The organism is Cryobacterium sp. Hh7, assembly GCF_004403155.1.
Classification (GTDB): Bacteria; Actinomycetota; Actinomycetes; order Actinomycetales; family Microbacteriaceae; genus Cryobacterium; species Cryobacterium levicorallinum.
In genome coordinates, this window is the sequence record NZ_SOHG01000042.1 from 1 (window position 1) to 17,742 (window position 17,742).

Sequence of the window (17,742 nt, forward strand, 5' to 3'; positions counted from 1 at the left end):
GGTCTCGGGCGTGATCGCACCGGACCCACTCGCCACGAGAGAGCGTTCGACCCGGTCGAGGTCATCGACCAGAACCGAGGGGCGTAGGCCGTCGAGGACCTTCACGATCACGCGGGCCTGCTCCACTCCAAGCGCCCCGCCCTGCACAGCTTCCCCGACGACGGGATAGGTGGGTGTCAGGGGCCGACCGAGCAGCATCCGCTCACCCGCAGTCTTACCCAGCGACGCACGCTGCCGCACCTCACTGCGCGAAACCCGGGCCAGGGTCGAAACCAACACGAGGCCGCTACGGCAGCCCAGCCTACGCGCCAGAGACACCGCGCCCGCCGCTTCAATCTCGGTCTGCTGGGCCGTTTTCGCCACGGCCTTCTTAGCCGCAGACGCATCAAAGTACTCGGAACGACGCAGCACATCCGTCGTCGACAGCACCCGGGCCCCATCAACAACCCGGCCCACACTCTCCAGCGCGAGCAACATGCTCAAGGATTCTTCATCACCGAGCAGCCCGAAGGACAGCCCACCCAACGCCGCCAACAACGCATCCCGCGCCTGCTCCACCGCCACAATAGTGGNGAACTGACCTCGCTCGGGTTGTCCATGAACATGGGCGCCATTGCCTCCTTCCCATTATTCTACCCCAAATCGAACACAAAAGCGAGAGAAACTCAGACATATTCGAGACAGCATTTACACAGCTGAAGGTCGTGAACCTTGCTTCCATCTGCAGGAGAGTGATAATCGCTCGTAATACTCCGCCGAAGTCGGTTGGTGCCAACTTTTTGATGTCGAAACAATAAACGATTCTCAATCACGAATAGCCCCAGCGTCCGCGGCTGCTCCACCGCCCCGCGCACCAGCACCAGCACCGCGCCAATTCCGCATCGCCGATGTGCGCCCGTCAAGTTATTGAGACAATCTGATTGATTTTTCTTCTACGCCGCTGCCGTTTGGCGGGCATCGCGGTGAGCGGCCAACGCGACCGCGGGTTGGAGCCCTCCGTTGTGTGAATGAGGGCGCCGCCGGTTATACCGAGATTCGATATATTCCATCACCGCAGTCCTCGCGGCGCTGAAAGCCCGGTCACGTCCCGCTGAGTGGTGCTACACCCCGCACATCCGATCGAATGTCAGCCGACACTTATAAACCTGTCTCAGGCTCGGAGGCGTCACGATTCGCGGCGTGGCCTGCTCAGTGCCAGACTTGTACCATGGTGTTTTCACTGCCGATCCTCGATTTCTCTCAACTCGACGCTGGCGAAGCCGAAGCTGCGGTATTCCGCGCCGAACTCCTGCGCGTCACCCACGAGGTCGGGTTCTTCTACCTGACCGGCCACGGTGTCGACCCGCAGCTGACGAAAGAGCTCCTCGCCGTCTCCCGCAAATTCTTTGATCTGCCGGCCGACCAGAAACTCAAGCTGGAAAACATCCACAGTCCCCAGTTTCGCGGTTATACCCGCGTTGGCGGGGAGCTCACCGCCAACGCCGTTGACTGGCGTGAGCAAATCGATATCGGAGTAGACCGCGAGCCCGTGCCCCTCGCCGTCGGAACTCCAGACTATTGGCGCCTCGAGGGCCCGAACCTCTGGCCGGAGTCCTTGCCCGAGCTGAAGACCGTCGCCCTGCGCTGGAATGAGGAGCTGAGCCGCATCGCGCTTCGCCTGCTGCGCGCCTGGGCACTCGCCCTCGGCAGCCCCGAGAGCGTCTTCGACGCCGCTTTCGCCGAGAACCCGTTTCTCTTGACCAAGATCGTGCGCTATCCCGGCCAGCCGGTACGTGCCCAGGGTGTGGGCGAGCACCGCGACGGTGGAGTTCTCACACTGCTGCTCGTCGAACCAGACAAAGACGGCCTGCAAGTCGAGCACGATGGCGAGTGGATCGACGCTCCCCCGCTCGACGGCGCCTTCGTCGTGAACATCGGCGAAATGCTCGAACTGGCAACGGATGGCTACCTCAAGGCGACCTTGCACCGCGTTTTCTCCCCTGAAGACGGGTCCGACCGCATCTCCGTGCCGTTCTTCTTCAACCCTGCACTCGACACCGTAATGCCGCGACTGCAGCTCGACGAGAGTCTGACTCGCGAGGCCCGCGGGCTCTCTGCCGACCCGACCAACAGCCCCATTCTCGAGACGACCTACGGTGACAACGCCCTGCGCTACCGCTTACGCGCCCACCCCAACGTGGCTGCGGCCCACCACGCCGATCTGATCTAACCCCAGATAACAGATGATGCCCGGACCGAGACAACCGTCATACGCGTTACCGAAACCGTCTACTCGATGATGACCTCCTTCCGGGTCTGAATAGCATTAGAGCACTAAATCCCAAAGTGAGCTGCTGCGGATATCTCGGACAGTGGGCCCTCTTAAAATGAAGGTCTACTGAAAGTAGAGATCAGCATTACCGCAGCACGTGGGCGTTTCACCCAGGAGTTCAAAGACGATCGGAAAGTCCCGCTGTTCTGGGCCGTGACCCTGCACAAACCCAGCCAGGGCCGTTTCGACGAGCGGATGGCTCGGACACTCGGCTCGGTCCACGGCTGGGTGCCGACCATCACCGTCACCAGCTGCATCGTTGTCGCCGTCGCCGCGCAGCTTCGACTGGACGTGCTGAGGCACCTGTGACGGGCATCCGGCTGGCCTGACGCGGATCCCTCGGCTCAGATCGGATTTGCCGAGCGGCTTTCTGTACTCAGCAGCACGACCACGGCATCGGAAGTCAGCGACGCTGCGGTGCGTCTGCCCGGATCGCCTGCGATTGCGCGCATCGCCGCCAGGGACGACGCGCCGCACGGGCCGGCGTCCACCCCGAGCTGCTCGAGGTCGTGCACAGCGCGCCGCGTGTCGTCCTCCGAGACGGTGACTGCGGCATCCAGGCCGTCGATCAAATATGGCCAGGAGTTGCTCGACGGCGTGCCGCAGTTGAGGCCGGCCATGATCGTGTAGGAGGTCGGCACTGAGGTGAGCGTACCGGCTTGCAGCGAGACGATGACGGATGGTGCGTTCTCGGGTTCGACGCTCAGCACTGTCGGAGCCGCGGCGACTCCATCCGGTCGCGAGCGATAGTGGCGGATGGCCGCCTCAGCCAGGGACCCGACACCGACGGGAACCGTCACCAGGTCGGCGAGAAGCCCCAATTCCCCCAGCTGCGTGTCAGCCTCACTGAAGATGGTCGAGTAGCCGTCGACGATAAGCTGCGGTACCTGCTCATAGCCGGGCCAGGCGGTGTCCTGGATGTGGAGTGCACTCTCCCCCGCCGACTCGACATAGGCGCGGGCGGCAGCCACCACGCCGTCGTACGGTGCGTCCACCCCAAATACCCCCGCACCCTCCGATTCGATCGCCGCCCAGGGGAGCTTCGACAGGTAGTTCGAGACGAAGATGCGCGCGGGCAGGCCGAGCAGCCGCGCCATATGGGCGACCGCGCGTCCGTGGTTGCCGTCGGTCGCGGCGACCAGGGTGAACAGTGCCTGCGCGGTCAGCCGGTCGCGCAACTCGTCCAGCGGAAGCGCCGCATCCGGCGACCCTACCCGAGCCGACAGCACACGGGACACCGCGTACGACGCGCCCATCATCTTGAACGCCGGCAGGCCGAATCGGAACGATTCGTCTTTCACGAACGCACGGCCGACCCTCAACTCGTCGGCCAAGGCGGAAACCTCCGTGAGCGGGCTCGGCCGGTAGTCGGGCAGGCTGCGGTGGAATTGCAGGATCGAGTCGTCCACAGCATCCGTTCGCCACCGTCTGGCGGCCGGGTTGGAGTAGAAATTGTCAGTCATGCTACCTCTACTTTTCCTAAAGAGTTCGTTCCGCAATAGTCGATGATGACGCCGTGGAGCACGCGGGTGACGGTCTCCAGAGACTTGCGCTCGTATGGTGAATTGAGACAGAGATAAGAAGAATCTGTTTCATGACTAATCGTCTAAAATTCCCCCCTTCCAGTTCCAGTCCGAGTTGAGCAGACTTCTACGTTTGCTGTTGGTGTCCCCGGAGGTCGGCAATGAAATTCACGTTCTCCCGTGGGCTGGCTGCAGAAGAGTCGCGGCCATCGTGATGATCGTGATTTTCCCGGCCCTATTCGTGCCGAGAATGCCACGATCTCGTCCGGTTTGATCTGCCGGGGGAGATTGCACCCCGCCTCAATCGAGTTGGCAGGACAATGGAATGACCAGCGAATAGGGATCAGCTTTGGCGGACGAAGCCCGTCAGTCAACGGTGGGCTCGTCGAGTAATGCGGCCGCGTACATCGGCCGGGCGGCGTCGGCACTGGGCGGATGGAACAGCCCGGCCGTAGCATCCCGGAACAGGCGGTTAAGCTCGTCGCTGTTGTTGAATCCGCTGCCACTTGCGCACATCAGCGCGGTTTCGGTCGCGTGCCGGGCCACGTTCGATGCGTTGATGCGCGCGCTGACCAGACGCAGTGGCCAGCCTGCGCCGTGGTCGATGAGGTCGTCGAAGTCGCGAGTGTAGGCATCCAACTGCGCGGGCACGGCCATGTACGCCATGAGGGCGTCGGCCAGGCGTGCCCGGAACTCCGGAACCTGGGCGTAGGTAGTGCCGTTCTTGGCCGACTTCCGGCTTTTCAGCCCCGCGGCGCCCAGATCCAGCGCACGGCGCGCGACACCCGTGTACACAGCCCCGATCAGCAGTTGAAAGTTACTCGTGATCGCGAACGTCAACAGATCGGGGTATCGCCCCGTCGGAATTCTGCGAGCGACCTTCTCCGGCCGCATGCGCACGTTCTTCAGGATCGTCGCACGGCTCTGCGACGCGCGCATACCGAGCACGTCCCACTGGTCCGACACGCTGATGCCCTCCGCGCTCCGCTCGATGAACCCGTACACGAGCCTCGGGTTGTCGGCATCGGTGCTGTCCAGCCCGTGGGTGATCAGGCGCGTCCAGACCGGCGAAAGTGAGGTGAAAACCTTCACCCCGGTCAGCAGATAACCGCCGTCCTCCTGCGGCTGAGCAACGGTGTTCGACCCCTGCAGTACCCAGTCGTTGGCTGGCTCGCTCACCCCGAACGCGAAGATCTCACCGGCCATCGCCTCGTCGAACACGTACGTCAGCGACCGGTCGCCGCGCTCGAACATCGCACGTACAACCCCGACGCACATCAGGTGCATGTTTACGGCGAGGGCCGTCGCGGGCGCTGCCGTGGCCAGACGCTGCTGCAGCCGAGATACTTCGTTGAGGCTCAGACCCGCGCCGCCGAACTCCTCCGGCACAAACAGGGTGAGATAGCCTTGCGCTGTGAGCTCGGCGAGGTCCTCATCGAAGAAGCGGTTTTCCCGATCGTAGATGTCGGCCCGCGCGCGGAAACGGCCCAACAGGTCGTCGGGCAGGTACGTCGAGGCCAGCTCTGCGTGTCGGGTTTCCCGATCTGACATGTCTGCTCCTTCGTCATGCATTGGCGCGTCTGATCAGTACCGCGCCGTTGTGGCCGCCGAACCCGAACGAGTTCGACAGCACCGTGTCAACACGCTGTCGGCGGGCCTTGCCGGCCACGATATCCCAGCCCGCGAACTCGAGGTCGTCGAGGTTGCGAGTGGGCGGTAATACCTCGTCACGCAACGACTGCACGGCGATGATTGCCTCCACCACCCCGGACGCGCCGAGGAGGTGGCCTGTGCTGGACTTGGTTGCGCTGATCGGGATGCTGCGAGCTCGATCACCGAGCGCGGCATCCATCGCGTTCAGTTCGGCGGCATCACCGGTCGGTGTTCCGGTGCCGTGTGCGTTGATGTGGTCGACGGCATCCGGCGTGACGCCGGCGTCGGCAAGGCAGACTCGCACAGCTTGCGCCGCTCCTCGACCTTGTGGATGCGGTGCGGTCGGGTGGTACGCATCGCTGGCCGCCCCGAAACCGGCCAGCTGGGCTAATACGGTAGCCCGGCGGGTGCGCGCGCCCTCCTCGGACTCGAGAAGGATGGCGGCGGCCCCGGCCGACATTACGAAGCCGGAGCGTGCCCGATCGAAGGGGCGGGATGCGGCGGCGGGATCATGCTCGTACCCAGCTGCCAGGGCGCGTATGTTCGCGTTCGATGCGAGATTTACCGGGTTCAGGCAGTCCTCGACACCGACGACGAGGACTGCGTCGGCGTAGCCGTGGCGGATGCGGCGCATCGCCTCCCCGAGACCAATCGCGCCGCTCGCGCACGTCGCCGATACGCTCTGTGCCGGCCCGAATGCCTGGTAGCGCTGGCTGAGTAGGGCCGCCGCCGCGTCGGGTGCACCGTAGATCGCGAGGGTCAGTGGCACTGCTCGGGGGCCGCGCTCGTCGAGGGCGCGGGTGGCGTGCTGCATGGCGGTGACCGGTCCGGAGCCCGTGGCGGCGATCACCGCGAATCGGTGCGGGTCCCACGGCATCTCGCCGGTTCCGGGCGTCCAGCCTGCCTGCGCCAGCGCCTGGTCAGCGGCCGCGACGGCCCAGTGTTGGCTGCGGCTCAGCCGACGGGCAAGGCTCGGTGCGAGGACGCTGGATACCGCGAACCCGTGCACCTGTCCGCCGATGCGCACGGCGAGGTCGGCGAATTCGGGATCATCAAGTGTCGTAATGGCGCTGCGGCCGTGGCGGACGGCATCCCACATCGTCGGCACATCCAAGCCGCTCGGGGTGATCGCCCCGAGCCCGGTGATGACCACGCGGCGCCGATCGCTCACAGCCGCACGGCCTCTCCCCGCGCGACGAGCTGCGCGGTGGCGGCGCGGCGAATCTTTCCGCCGATTGTGCGCGGCAGCCGCTCGACCCAGTACCAACGGCGTGGGACGAATTGCGGGGCCAGGTTGTGCCGCGCGTGCGTGAGCAGCTGGCCCTTGTTTGGCGTTTCACCCTCGATGACGAGGGCGATGACAGTGCCCAGCCGTTCGTGCGGAAGCGCCACGGCGCAAATCGCGCCCAGGCGCGGCATCCCCTCGAATGCGCGTTCCACCTCCGGTAACGCCACCTTGTGTCCGCCGGTGACGGCGATGTCTCCGGCGCGGCCCACCAGAACCAACGCACCGTCGACCAGCCGGCCGTGGTCATGTACGGTTGACCAGCCGTCGGAGCCCTTCAGCACGGCATTTGTCGTACCGGCGATGTAACCGTCGGAGCAAGCGGCGGCCCGGATCCACAGCGTGCCGGGCTCGCCGTCGGGCAGCTCGGCGCCATCCTTGTCGCGAATACTCGCCTTGACACCATCGTAGATGTTGATAGTTGTGCCGTCACCGTCGCGGGTGTCACCGATGAACCCAATCTCAGCTGCACCGTAATAACTGATCAGCCGCACATCGGGCAGCACGTCGGCCAGACCCGCACGAAGAACGGCGGGTAGATTCGCGCCGCCAGTGACGATCAGTTCGAGCGTGGTGAAGCGGGCGGGGTCACGACGGGCGGCATTCACCAGTGCCTGCACGACGGCAGGGACCGTAACGACGCGGGTGATCTTCTCGTCGAGGATGCGCGCGGCCATTTCCAGCGGATTGAACACGTCCGCCATGTGCGCGCTGCCTCCGGAGGCGAGGCACTCGATCAGCGCGTAGAGAGTGAGGCTGTACGACACTGGGCCGGGCGCGAGCGTTGCGACGCCGGGCCGTGGTTCCAGGTGCGCACTGGAGATCGCGAAGTTCTCGCGGTACTGGTGCCGCGTCTTCAGGAATGCCTTGGGGTTGCTCGTCGTGCCCGATGAGAACAAGAGGAGGAAAGGCTCGTTGCCGTGCCGCACCGTCGGTGCTGCCGCCGCCGTGGCAGATGCCTCGCGCTGCATGAAGTCGGCCAGCGGCTGGATCGTACCGGTCCAGCCGCGCGCGGCGAGGGCATCCGCAAGGTCGGTAGCATCACTGATCACCACACCGATTCCCGTGGCAAGAATGACGCCGACCCTGTGCTCCAGCGGCCACCGTGGGTCGATAGTCGCCGACACAGCGCGGAACCCCGCGAGCCCCGCGATGATGCGTGCCGTATGGAACGCTGATGCGATGCTCACGGCCGTGATCGGGATGCCGCCGGTTTCAGCGGCGGGTACGGGCGGCGTGTGCTGCCTCCGGTGAAGTTCCTCCACGGCGGCGAACATGTACCGGGAATCCTCAACGAGTTGCGCATACGTGAGCCGAATATCAGCTGCAACGATCGCCAGCTGGTCCGGATACTGCTCGGCGACTTCCAGCACGGTCCGCGTAATCGGCACCCGCGACCCCCTTGCGCGACCACGCCCTGGATCGATGCGATCAGTCTAATCCCCACCTAATCCTCAATCGACCGGTCTGCGTGGGTTGTGACGGCGTGGTGACCCGAGCGTTCTGCTCTGATGGTCAGGCTCGATCCGGCTCAGCGCAGCTGATTAGAGCAGATCGTCTCCGACCTGCTCGAGCGGGTCTGGACTTTCTAGTCCGAAGATTCCGGATGCGAAGACGGTTGATCGCCGCCGGCAGTACGACGACGCTCGTGGTGAAGACGGAGTGGCGTTCTGGTTCGCTGAACACCACCGGTCACACTGCCGCGCTGGGAACCCGTTCGGCGCCGTCCCCGGCCCGGCCACCTCACCCACCAGCAGTGCCGGATGCCACCGCCTCATCAAAGAATTCGGGGCGCGGATCATCACCGACGCGACCGACGCCGCCGAACTGGAGGAGCCAGGGTCGGCCAGCCTTCGGGCTGGCCGGCGAGGGCCGCGTCGACACCCAGCCCGACGAAACGTGCACTGTTACCCGCTATGCCGACAGCAACGCCTAACCGAGGAGACTCATCATGACCATCACCCACATCACCCAGCTCCGCGCCCTCCGCATCGGCTTTCTCACGGAGCTTGAACCTACTTTCATTGCGACGGTTGACCTCGCGGCGGTGGCTAATGGCCAATCGTCGCCACCACCACCACCACCACCACCAAGGACGGATTCGACAGAGCCTGCAACCTCTACCTCGACAGCACGACAGCACGACAGCACGACAGCACGACAGCACGACAGCACGACAAACTCAACGTAAACTCCCGAGAACTCGCGATACGCAACGCCAGCGCTGCCGCACTCGCGGCGAGCGTCCAGCAGGGCAGGGCTACCATCCGAAGATGGGCAAATTTTTGGACAGCTGGCGCTCGCACCTTCTGGTGACGCTGTCGGGCAACAGCGAAGGCCGGCCGAAATGGGTCGGCCAGATCGCGACGGGCGACGACGCCGGGTACTTCGGCCCGGGCAGCGCGGCCTGGGCGGTGCACGGCGGAATGGCGACCATGGTCGCCGGCATTCGGGCCCTGCTCATGCAGACGCTGCACCCGGGCGCGATGGCCGGGGTGCACGACTGGTCGCGCTATCACGAAGACCCGCTCGGCCGCCTGTCGGGAACGATTCAGTGGCTCGTCACCGTGACCTTCGCGGACACGGTGGTGGCTCAGCGCGAATCGGGCCGGGTGGCTCACTTTCACGAACGCGTCGCCGGAACCTACCTCGATGCGCGGGGCAAGGAACGGCCGTACACCGCGGGTGACCCCGAGCTTCTCTCGTGGGTGCACGTGGTCTTCACCGACGCCTTCCTGCAGGCCCACCTGCTTTGGGGCGACGCCATTCCCGGCGGTGCCGACGGCTACGTCAACGAATGGGCCACGGCCGGCGAGCTGATCGGCGTGCAAAATGCTCCACATTCGGCCAGTGAACTCGCCGCCCAGCTGGAGGCCTTTCGCAGCGCCGGAACCCTGAAAAGCGACGCCCGCGTGGCCGAGGCGGTGCGATTCATCCGCTACCCGCCGCTCAGCCGTGGCATGCTGCCCTTTTACCGCATCATGTTCGCCGGGGCCGTCGCATCGATCCCCCGCGAGTATCGCGACATGCTCGGTCTGAAACGCTCCCGACTGCCCTCCCTCTGGGCCACCCGCCTCGTTCTGGGCGTCGTGCGCACCCTGCTCGGCCCTTCGTCGACCTCAGAGGATGCTGCCCGCGCACGTTTGGCGCGCATCACACGCACCGACCAGCTCGCTCCCGAGACGTAGCCTCCGCGCGGGCCTCGATCGACTGTTACTCGGTAAGATCAGGCCCTGGCGCCGGAAGGCATTCCACACACCGTGATCGAGTACTGCGGTAGTGACTTCATCGGCGTGCAGATTGACCTCGTCGGGGCGGGCGACAGCGGATACACCGACACCCCAGCACTCGCCCTATCAGCACCCTCTCCTGACCCAGCCCTCGAATGGGTGCCGTCCGGGCCGGGTCCGGTTACGCCTCGGGCACGAAGAACGCAGCCGTAGCCGCGCTGAGCGCTTGGGGATCGTTGACGTGGCAGAGTTCCCGCGCTGAGTGCATCGACAACAACGGCACGCCAACGTCGACGACGCGGATGCCGAGCCGGGTCGCGGTCAGTGGTCCGATGGTCGAACCGCAGGGAACCGTGTTGTTGGAGACGAATTCCTGGTACTCGACGCCCACCTGGGCGCAGGTACGCGCCCACAGGGCCGCGCCATGGGCATCCGTTGCGTAACGCTGGTTGGCATTGATTTTAAGCAGCGGGCCGCCGCCGAGAATGGGCACGTTCGCCGGGTCGTGGCGCTCGGGGTAGTTCGGGTGCACGGCATGTCCGGCGTCGGCGGAGAGGCACCAGGACTCGGCGTAGGCCTGCAACCGCTCCGAAACGGATGCGCCGAGACCGGCGCCGATCCGGGTGAGAATGTCATCGAGCAGTGGCCCGCTCGCGCCGGAGCGGGACTGCGAGCCGAGCTCTTCGTGGTCGAAGGCGGCCAGCACGCTGATCGGGCCGGTGGCGTGCTCGCTCGTCAGGATCAGGGCGCGCAGCCCGGCGTACACCGAGGTGAGGTTGTCGAGGCGCCCGCCGGCGAACAGCTCCTGGCCGAGACCGAACGTCGCCGGAGGGTTGGTGTCTGCGGTGAGAATGTCGTAACCGGCAACATCCGCTGCCCGAAGACCGGCCAGACTGGCCAGATGAGCCAGCAGGTCGGCCTCGGCGGCATCGCCGACGCCGAAGACCGGCGTGAGGTGGCGTTGCTTGTCGAGGGTCAGACCGTTATTGACCTCGCGGTCGAGGTGCACCGCGAGCTGCGGGATACGCAGGAACGGTCCGGTGCGCACCAGATGCTCAACGCCATCGCGGGTGACCAGCCGGCCGGCGAGCTCGAGCTCGCGGTCGAGCCAGGAGTTCTGCAGGGGCCCGCCGTAGACCTCGACGCCGGCTTGCAGCCAGCCGTGTGCGCCGATCGTGGGTTTGGGCTTGAGCTTGAACCCCGGGGAGTCGGTGTGCGCGCCGAGGATGCGGAACGGCGTGGTGGGCCCGGCGTCGGTCGACTGGGACCAGGCGATGACGGCGCCGTCACGCACGATGTAGCAACGCTCTGCAGCATCGATCCAGTTGTCTGACTCGCTCAGCCGGGTGAAACCGGCCGCGTCGAGGCGCCGGGCGACCTCGGCTGCGGCGTGGTACGACGACGGTGAGGCTTGCAGAAAAGCAGTGAAATCGGTGATGTAGTCGGGCGTTGCATCCATTCCTCCATCCAACCACTCAGGTCGGGCAGCGGATGCCGTGGGCGTGATCTACCCGGCGACCGGCGCCTCGGATTGCAGGGCCGCTCGGGCGAAAGCCGCGCCGCCAACGGTGACAGCGCTGCGGTCGCCGTGCCAGGCATCGGTCTGCTCGAACACGCTGAGCCGGTTGAGCAGGCGCCACTTGGTGTCGACGAGGTGCCAGACCGAGTCCGTCGTCGGTTCCTGACCGTCGGACTGCACCCAGCCGAGTGAGCCGAGCGCGCGCGCGAGGGTCACCAGATAGTCTTCGCGTCGGGTGAGGCTGCGGGTCGCGACGAACAGCAGCAGCAGTCGGGTGGCATCGCTCACGGCGGCAGTCCGACTGTGGTGGATGGTGCGGGCGAGGTGCCACCACAGTTCGCGCGGATTCCCGGCAAGGGCGCGACCCTTCTTGGTGAGCAGCAGCATCCCCTTGCTGATGCGCAGCAACCCGACATCGCGCAGGTGCCCGCGCAGCTCCTGCAGCGGGCTCAAGTGGACTTCGCGGTTGACGCTGATCGGCCAGCCCCAGTCGAGCGCGGCGGCTGCCTCCACGACGACGGCCGGCGGCAGGTGTCCGGCCTGAGTCAAACGGATGCCGTCGGTGCCGACCCGGTTCAAAATCCACTGCGCTTGCGCGACCATGCGTGCCATGGCTCGTTCCTGCAACAGGATCGGGTCTTTGACCCGGGCCTGGCCGATGAGTCGGCGAAAACCGACGACCGCCTGTTCCGGCAGCCGCGTCTCGATCTCCTGAATCACGTTCACCCACCGAGCCTACTGAGCGATGTCGCTCAAAACTGACGGATGCCCCGCGACACGCACACTGGACCGGTCTTCGAGAATCTATCGCGCGGGTTCTGCGGCTGTTTGGTCAGCGAAACGTTGTCGTGCTGCCGGATCGACCGGCCCCTATCCGCCGTGGTGGGACTTGACCAGCAGCACAACGCCGAGCCCCAGCCACCACAGCATTCCCAGCGGGATCAGTGCCAGGGAGGCAACCCAAAGAAACCCGGGGAGGTCGATACCTGCTGCCGTCAGGAATGGACCAGCCATGAGCATCACGAGCCGGAGGCCGGCGACTAATCCCAGGACGCATAACCAGATCGGAAGGGCGCGGGAGCGTGCCCCCGCCACACAGATACCCACCGACCAGGGTCTAGCGATGACAGAACAGTACGCGCACGGACGCCCGACCGGAATGGGCTCTCCCGGCGATTTTCAGTGCGTCGAGCAGCATTCCGCGCCCGCAAACCCGAGGGCGGGCGGGACTGTCGGTGGTATCTGGCACCCTTGAAGAATGACCGACACCCGCGCATCCGCTCTGGCCATTCTGCGCACCCTGGTGGGTCGGGACGACGCCTCCTGGCACGACGGCCAGTACGAGGCGATCGAAACCCTGGTCGACCAGCGCCGCCGCGCACTCGTCGTGCAGCGCACCGGGTGGGGCAAATCGGCCGTGTATTTTGTGGCGACCCTGCTGCTGCGACGCCAGGGCGCCGGCCCGACCATTCTGGTCTCGCCGCTGCTCGCACTGATGCGCGACCAGGTTGCCGCGGCGGCGCGAGCCGGGGTACGAGCGGTGTCGATCAACTCGTCGAACGCGCACGAGTGGGCCGACGTGCTGCGTCAGCTCGATGCCGACGAGGTTGACGTGCTGCTGGTGTCGCCCGAACGGCTGAACAATCCGTCTTTCCGCGATGAGCAGCTGCCCGCTTTGATCGCCCGCGTCGGCCTGCTCGTGGTCGATGAAGCACACTGCATCTCGGACTGGGGCCACGACTTTCGCCCGGACTACCGTCGCCTGCGCGACCTGATCGCCCGGATGCCGACAGGGGTGCCGGTACTCGCCACGACGGCGACCGCCAACAGCCGGGTCGTGCAGGATGTCGCGGAGCAGGTGGGTATGGTCGCCGCTGGTTTTGGTGCCGGCACTGGCGCCGCAGAGGTCGTCACGATTCGCGGCCCGCTCGCCCGTTCTTCGCTGCGCCTCGGCGTGCTGCGCCTGCCCGACTCGCGTGCTCGACTGGCCTGGCTGCTCAGCCACCTCGGCGATCTGCCCGGTAGCGGCATCATCTACACCCTCACCGTGGCGGCGGCCGAAGACACCGCCCGGCTGCTGCGTGAGGCCGGCCACGCGGTGCGCGCCTACACCGGGCAAACCGATACGGCTGAGCGCGAAGAGTCCGAGGGGCTACTCAAGACCAACCAGGTCAAGGCGCTCATCGCCACGAGTGCCCTCGGCATGGGATTCGACAAACCCGACCTCGGTTTCGTGCTGCATCTGGGGGCGCCTTCCTCCCCTGTTGCGTACTACCAGCAGGTGGGACGTGCCGGTCGTGCCACCGCCTCGGCCGACGTGCTGCTGTTGCCCGGCACCGAGGACGAGGCGATCTGGCACTATTTCGCGACCGCTTCGATGCCCAATCAGGCCAAGGCCCTCGCCGTGATCGGCGCGCTCGAAGCTGCCGGCGCACCCCTGTCGACGCCGGCGCTCGAGGCCAGGGTCGACCTTCGGCGCACCCCGCTCGAACTGCTGCTCAAGGTGCTCGACGTCGACGGCGCCGTGCACCGGGTCAAGGGCGGCTGGCAGTCCACCGGGCAGCCCTGGGTCTACGACTCCGAACGCTACGAACGCATCGCCGCCGCGCGGCTCGGCGAACAGCGGGCGATGCTCGAATTCGAAAGCACCACCGGCTGCCGCATGGAATTTCTGCAGCGCGCCCTCGACGACGATACCGCCGTGCCCTGCGGCCGCTGCGACAACTGCCAGGGCTCCTGGTATCCGGTCGACCTGGCCGAGGGAGCAGCCACCACGGCCGCGCAATCGCTCGACCGGGTGGGCGTCGCGATCGACGTACGCGCCCAATGGCCCACCGGCATGAGCAGCCTCGGCGTCGCGGCCACCGGCAAGATCCCCCTCACCGAACGCGCCGAACCCGGCCGCGCGCTGGCCCGGCTGACCGACCTCGGCTGGGGCGGCCCCCTGCGAGATCTCTTCGCCACCGGTGCAGCCGATGCTGCCGCCCCGCCGGCCATGCTGGCCGCCTGTGTGCGGGTGCTCGCCGAGTGGGGGTGGGCCGATCGACCGGCGGCTATTGTCTCGATGCCGTCGCGGCAGCATCCGCTTCTGATCGATTCGGTGGCCCGGTCGTTGTCCGAGGTCGGCCAATTGCCCTGGCTCGGCGCCCTGGACTGGGCGAACGGCGGCCCGACCGGCGAGCCGGGCGGAAACAGCGCCTACCGGCTGTCCAGCGTCTGGGACCGCTTCATGGTGGGGCCTGACCTCGCCGAAGCGCTCGCACCGTTCGCCGGGCGCCCTATTCTGCTCATCGACGATCTGGCCGACAGCCGCTGGACCGTGACCGTGGCGGCCCGCGTGCTGCGCCAGCACGGCGCCTCGGCCGTGCTGCCGTTCACGCTCGCACTGCGCTCGTAGCCGCTGGGCGTTGCGTCGTGGCCGACAAGCGCTGCTTTCGTAGCCAACCAGCGCTGCCATCGGGCGTAACCGGAATATTCGAGCCCGCCAGCGCCTTGTTACGCTGAGGAAGCCACTACTCGCGGCCTCCGCACATTCTGGGGCAGCACCCGCACGACCCGTGCTCACCCCCACTAGTTCGTTAGGCGTTTTTCATGAAGCTCAGATTCATTCCGGCCGCTTTGCTTTCCATCGTCGCCCTCACCCTGACCGGCTGCTCGGCCTCCAGCGCCGACAACGCAGCGGACAGCACGACCGGCACCGACAATTCGCTCAGCAGTGTGCTCGACGCCGGCACCCTCGTGATCGGCACCGAGGGAACCTACCGGCCGTTCTCGTTCCACGAAGACGGATCCGGCGAACTGACCGGTTATGACGTCGAAGTCGCTCGCGCCGTCGCCGCCGAGCTCGGCGTTGACGCCAAGTTTGAAGAAACCCAGTGGGACGCCATCTTCGCCGGCCTCACCGCTGGCCGCTGGGACACCATCGCCAACCAGGTGTCCATCACGCCGGAACGCCTGGACGCCTACAAGTTCTCCACGCCGTATACCTACTCCACCGGCGTCATCGTGGTTCCGTCCGACAACACCTCGATCACCTCGTTCGCGAGCCTCGACGGCAAGACCACCGCGCAGTCGTTGACCAGCAACTGGAACACCCTCGCTACTGAGAGTGGCGCCACCGTTGAGGGCGTTGAGGGCTGGGCCCAGTCGGTCGCCCTGGTCGAACAGGGCCGAGTGGATGCCACGGTCAACGACAAGCTGACCTTCCTCGATTACCAGAAGACCAACGGCGCCGACAACCTGAAGATCGCCGCCGAGACCGAGGAGCGCTCGGAGAGCGCGTTCGCCTTCGCCAAGGACGGCACGGCCCTGGCCGACGCCGTGAGCGAAGCGCTCGCCACCCTCAGCGCCGACGGCACGCTGGCCGAGCTCTCGGACAAGTACTTCGGCGCCGACGTCAGCCAGTAAACCGACACGTCGATGATCCAACCTGATTGGGATTTGTTCCTCAGCTCGCTGTGGCCAATGTTCGACGGCGCGGTGCGCGGCACGATTCCGCTCGCCCTGATGTCGTTCGCGATCGGGCTCGTGCTCGCGATTGCACTGGCATTGATGCGGTTGTCGACCCGCCGATGGCTGTCCGGAATCGCGCGCGGCTACATCTCGATCGTGCGCGGCACTCCGCTGCTGGTGCAACTGTTTGTGATCTTCTACGGGCTGCCGTCGATCGGCGTGACGATCGATCCGTGGCCGAGCGCTGTGGTCGCCTTCTCGATCAATGTGGGTGGCTACGCGGCCGAGGTCATTCGGGCTGCGATTCTCTCGGTACCCAAGGGCCAGTGGGAAGCGGCCTACATGATCGGCATGTCGCACCGTCGGGCTCTCACCCGCATCATCCTGCCGCAGGCAGCCCGGGTCTCGGTGCCGCCGCTGTCGAACACCTTCATCAGCCTGGTGAAGGACACCTCGCTGGCCTCCACGATCCTGGTCACCGAGCTGTTTCGTGAGGCGCAGCAGATCGCGGCTTTCAGCCAGGAATTCATGCTGATCTACCTCGAAGCAGCATTGATCTACTGGGTCATCTGCCTGGTGCTTTCCACCGGCCAGGGTTTTCTCGAAAAGCGATTGGACCGCTATGTCGCCCGCTGATCTCTCGCCCGGCTTTGCCGCCGGCGAAACGGATGCCGCTCCCCTGCTGCGCGTGCGCGGCCTGCAAAAAAGTTTTGGCAGCAACCGAGTCCTGGAATCGGTAGACCTCACCGTGGGTCGCGGCCGGGTACTCGCGCTGATCGGCCCGTCCGGCTCGGGCAAGACCACGATCCTGCGCTGCTTGAACGGGTTGGAATTACCCGACGGCGGCACGATCGACGTCGCCGTCGCCAGCGCGAGTGACCGGGGTCCGGGCGGTTCAGCTGCCGGCCGGGGCGAGCGCTCGGCCGCACCGTTGACCATCGATTTTGCGGCGAAAACCTCACCGAAAGAGTTGGCCAGCCTGCGCGACCGGTCGGCGATGGTCTTCCAGCACTACAACCTGTTCCCGCACAAAACCGTGCTGCAGAACGTGATCGAGGGACCGGTAATCGTGCAGCGACGCCCGGCAGCCGAGGTGACCGCCGAAGCACTCGCCCTCCTCGATCGGGTCGGCCTGACTGACAAACGAGACAGTTACCCGTTCGAGCTCTCCGGCGGCCAGCAGCAGCGGGTCGGAATCGTTCGGGCACTCGCCCTGCGGCCGCAGGTGCTGTTGTTCGACGAACCGACATCCGCTCTCGATCCTGAGCTGGTCGGCGACGTGCTGCGCCTGATCAAGGAACTCGCCGACGAGGGCTGGACCATGGTGATCGTCACCCACGAACTCGAATTCGCCCGAGAGGTCGCCCACGAGATTGCGTTCGTCGACGGCGGAACGATCGTCGAGCACGGCGACCCGAAACAGCTGCTGCGGAACCCGCAACATGAACGCACCCGCCAGTTTCTGCACCGACTGCTCAACCCGTTCTAGGCTGCGGGCACTGAGCCGCCGACCGCGCAGCAGGCACTGAGCAGAGCGCGGCGTCACCGGGGTCCGAATGGCGTGACCGGGGTCCGAACGGCCCGAGCAGCTGCCACGGCATCCGCTACCCGCACGACCGCGCTCGAAACGGGTAGCCGCTACGCCGGTTCGTTACCGCAGGGCGCGGGCGGGCGCTAGCGGGAGTTTCCTAGCTAGCCTCGGTCAGAGTTCCAGAAGTGCTGGTCAACTCGGGTTTTGGCGGCTGGGTTTTGTATGACCTAACTTTTCT

General features: G+C 65.8%; 16 protein-coding genes. 8 read left to right on the forward strand and 8 right to left on the reverse strand.

The features are described from left to right. The coding region (locus tag E3T43_RS12700; RefSeq protein WP_206751403.1) for a DUF222 domain-containing protein at positions 1-564 on the reverse strand (564 nt) is incomplete at its 3' end. A 643-nt stretch (positions 565-1,207) separates the two neighbouring features. Between E3T43_RS12700 and E3T43_RS12705 the strand changes: the two genes are divergently transcribed. Both E3T43_RS12705 and E3T43_RS18800 read left to right on the forward strand, forming a co-directional pair. Continuing rightward, positions 1,208-2,209 carry an isopenicillin N synthase family oxygenase gene (locus E3T43_RS12705; protein ID WP_174775309.1) on the forward strand — a complete coding sequence of 334 codons (1,002 nt, stop codon included), beginning with the start codon at positions 1,208-1,210 and terminating at the stop codon, positions 2,207-2,209. 255 nt (positions 2,210-2,464) lie between these two features. Continuing rightward, entirely contained in the window at positions 2,465-2,620 is a 156-nt protein-coding gene (locus E3T43_RS18800) for a hypothetical protein (RefSeq protein ID WP_166791322.1), read from the forward strand. 35 nt (positions 2,621-2,655) lie between these two features. Here the strand turns inward: E3T43_RS18800 and E3T43_RS12710 are convergent, their stop codons facing one another. The 4 genes from E3T43_RS12710 to E3T43_RS12725 all read right to left on the reverse strand — a co-directional run bounded on the left by E3T43_RS12710 (position 2,656) and on the right by E3T43_RS12725 (position 8,163). Next, on the reverse strand, positions 2,656-3,774 hold the full coding sequence (locus E3T43_RS12710) for a pyridoxal-phosphate dependent enzyme (RefSeq protein ID WP_134472698.1): 1,119 nt from the start codon (positions 3,772-3,774) through the stop codon (positions 2,656-2,658). 426 nt (positions 3,775-4,200) lie between these two features. Further along, entirely contained in the window at positions 4,201-5,385 is a 1,185-nt protein-coding gene (locus E3T43_RS12715) for an acyl-CoA dehydrogenase family protein (protein WP_134472699.1), read from the reverse strand. A 13-nt stretch (positions 5,386-5,398) separates the two neighbouring features. After that, positions 5,399-6,658, reverse strand: coding sequence for a beta-ketoacyl synthase (locus tag E3T43_RS12720; RefSeq protein ID WP_134472700.1), 1,260 nt, complete (start codon positions 6,656-6,658; stop codon positions 5,399-5,401). Continuing rightward, complete coding sequence (locus E3T43_RS12725; RefSeq protein ID WP_134472701.1) at positions 6,655-8,163, reverse strand: class I adenylate-forming enzyme family protein; 1,509 nt, start codon at positions 8,161-8,163, stop codon at positions 6,655-6,657. Before E3T43_RS12725 ends, E3T43_RS12720 begins: the two co-directional genes overlap by 4 nt. A gap of 215 nt (positions 8,164-8,378) precedes the next feature. On the opposite strand from E3T43_RS12725, the gene E3T43_RS12730 reads away from it, so the two are divergent. Next, positions 8,379-8,708: a hypothetical protein gene (locus E3T43_RS12730; RefSeq protein ID WP_134472702.1), complete on the forward strand. Its 330-nt coding sequence runs from the start codon at positions 8,379-8,381 to the stop codon at positions 8,706-8,708. A 337-nt stretch (positions 8,709-9,045) separates the two neighbouring features. Further along, positions 9,046-9,960 carry an oxygenase MpaB family protein gene (locus E3T43_RS12735; RefSeq protein ID WP_134472703.1) on the forward strand — a complete coding sequence of 305 codons (915 nt, stop codon included), beginning with the start codon at positions 9,046-9,048 and terminating at the stop codon, positions 9,958-9,960. Between the two features lie 223 nt (positions 9,961-10,183). On the opposite strand, the gene E3T43_RS12740 is transcribed toward E3T43_RS12735, so the two are convergent. The 3 genes from E3T43_RS12740 to E3T43_RS18805 all read right to left on the reverse strand — a co-directional run bounded on the left by E3T43_RS12740 (position 10,184) and on the right by E3T43_RS18805 (position 12,535). Next, positions 10,184-11,461: a M18 family aminopeptidase gene (locus tag E3T43_RS12740; RefSeq protein ID WP_134472704.1), complete on the reverse strand. Its 1,278-nt coding sequence runs from the start codon at positions 11,459-11,461 to the stop codon at positions 10,184-10,186. Positions 11,462-11,509: 48 nt separating this feature from the next. Then, the gene (locus E3T43_RS12745; RefSeq protein WP_134472705.1) at positions 11,510-12,247 is read right to left on the reverse strand and encodes a hypothetical protein; all 738 of its coding nucleotides are present in this window, start codon (positions 12,245-12,247) and stop codon (positions 11,510-11,512) included. 144 nt (positions 12,248-12,391) lie between these two features. Continuing rightward, entirely contained in the window at positions 12,392-12,535 is a 144-nt protein-coding gene (locus E3T43_RS18805) for a hypothetical protein (RefSeq protein WP_166791323.1), read from the reverse strand. 244 nt (positions 12,536-12,779) lie between these two features. Here E3T43_RS18805 and E3T43_RS12750 point away from each other — a divergent pair, with 244 nt between their 5' ends. The 4 genes from E3T43_RS12750 (at position 12,780) to E3T43_RS12765 (ending at position 17,462) form a co-directional block, all read left to right on the forward strand. After that, positions 12,780-14,918: an ATP-dependent DNA helicase RecQ gene (locus E3T43_RS12750; RefSeq protein ID WP_134472706.1), complete on the forward strand. Its 2,139-nt coding sequence runs from the start codon at positions 12,780-12,782 to the stop codon at positions 14,916-14,918. Positions 14,919-15,112: 194 nt separating this feature from the next. Beyond that, positions 15,113-15,928 carry an amino acid ABC transporter substrate-binding protein gene (locus E3T43_RS12755; RefSeq protein WP_134472707.1) on the forward strand — a complete coding sequence of 272 codons (816 nt, stop codon included), beginning with the start codon at positions 15,113-15,115 and terminating at the stop codon, positions 15,926-15,928. 12 nt (positions 15,929-15,940) lie between these two features. Then, the gene (locus E3T43_RS12760) at positions 15,941-16,609 is read left to right on the forward strand and encodes an amino acid ABC transporter permease (protein WP_134467286.1); all 669 of its coding nucleotides are present in this window, start codon (positions 15,941-15,943) and stop codon (positions 16,607-16,609) included. Then, positions 16,596-17,462, forward strand: coding sequence for an amino acid ABC transporter ATP-binding protein (locus tag E3T43_RS12765; RefSeq protein ID WP_134472708.1), 867 nt, complete (start codon positions 16,596-16,598; stop codon positions 17,460-17,462). The genes E3T43_RS12760 and E3T43_RS12765 overlap by 14 nt, the downstream gene beginning before the upstream one ends. Positions 17,463-17,742: the final 280 nt, after the last annotated feature.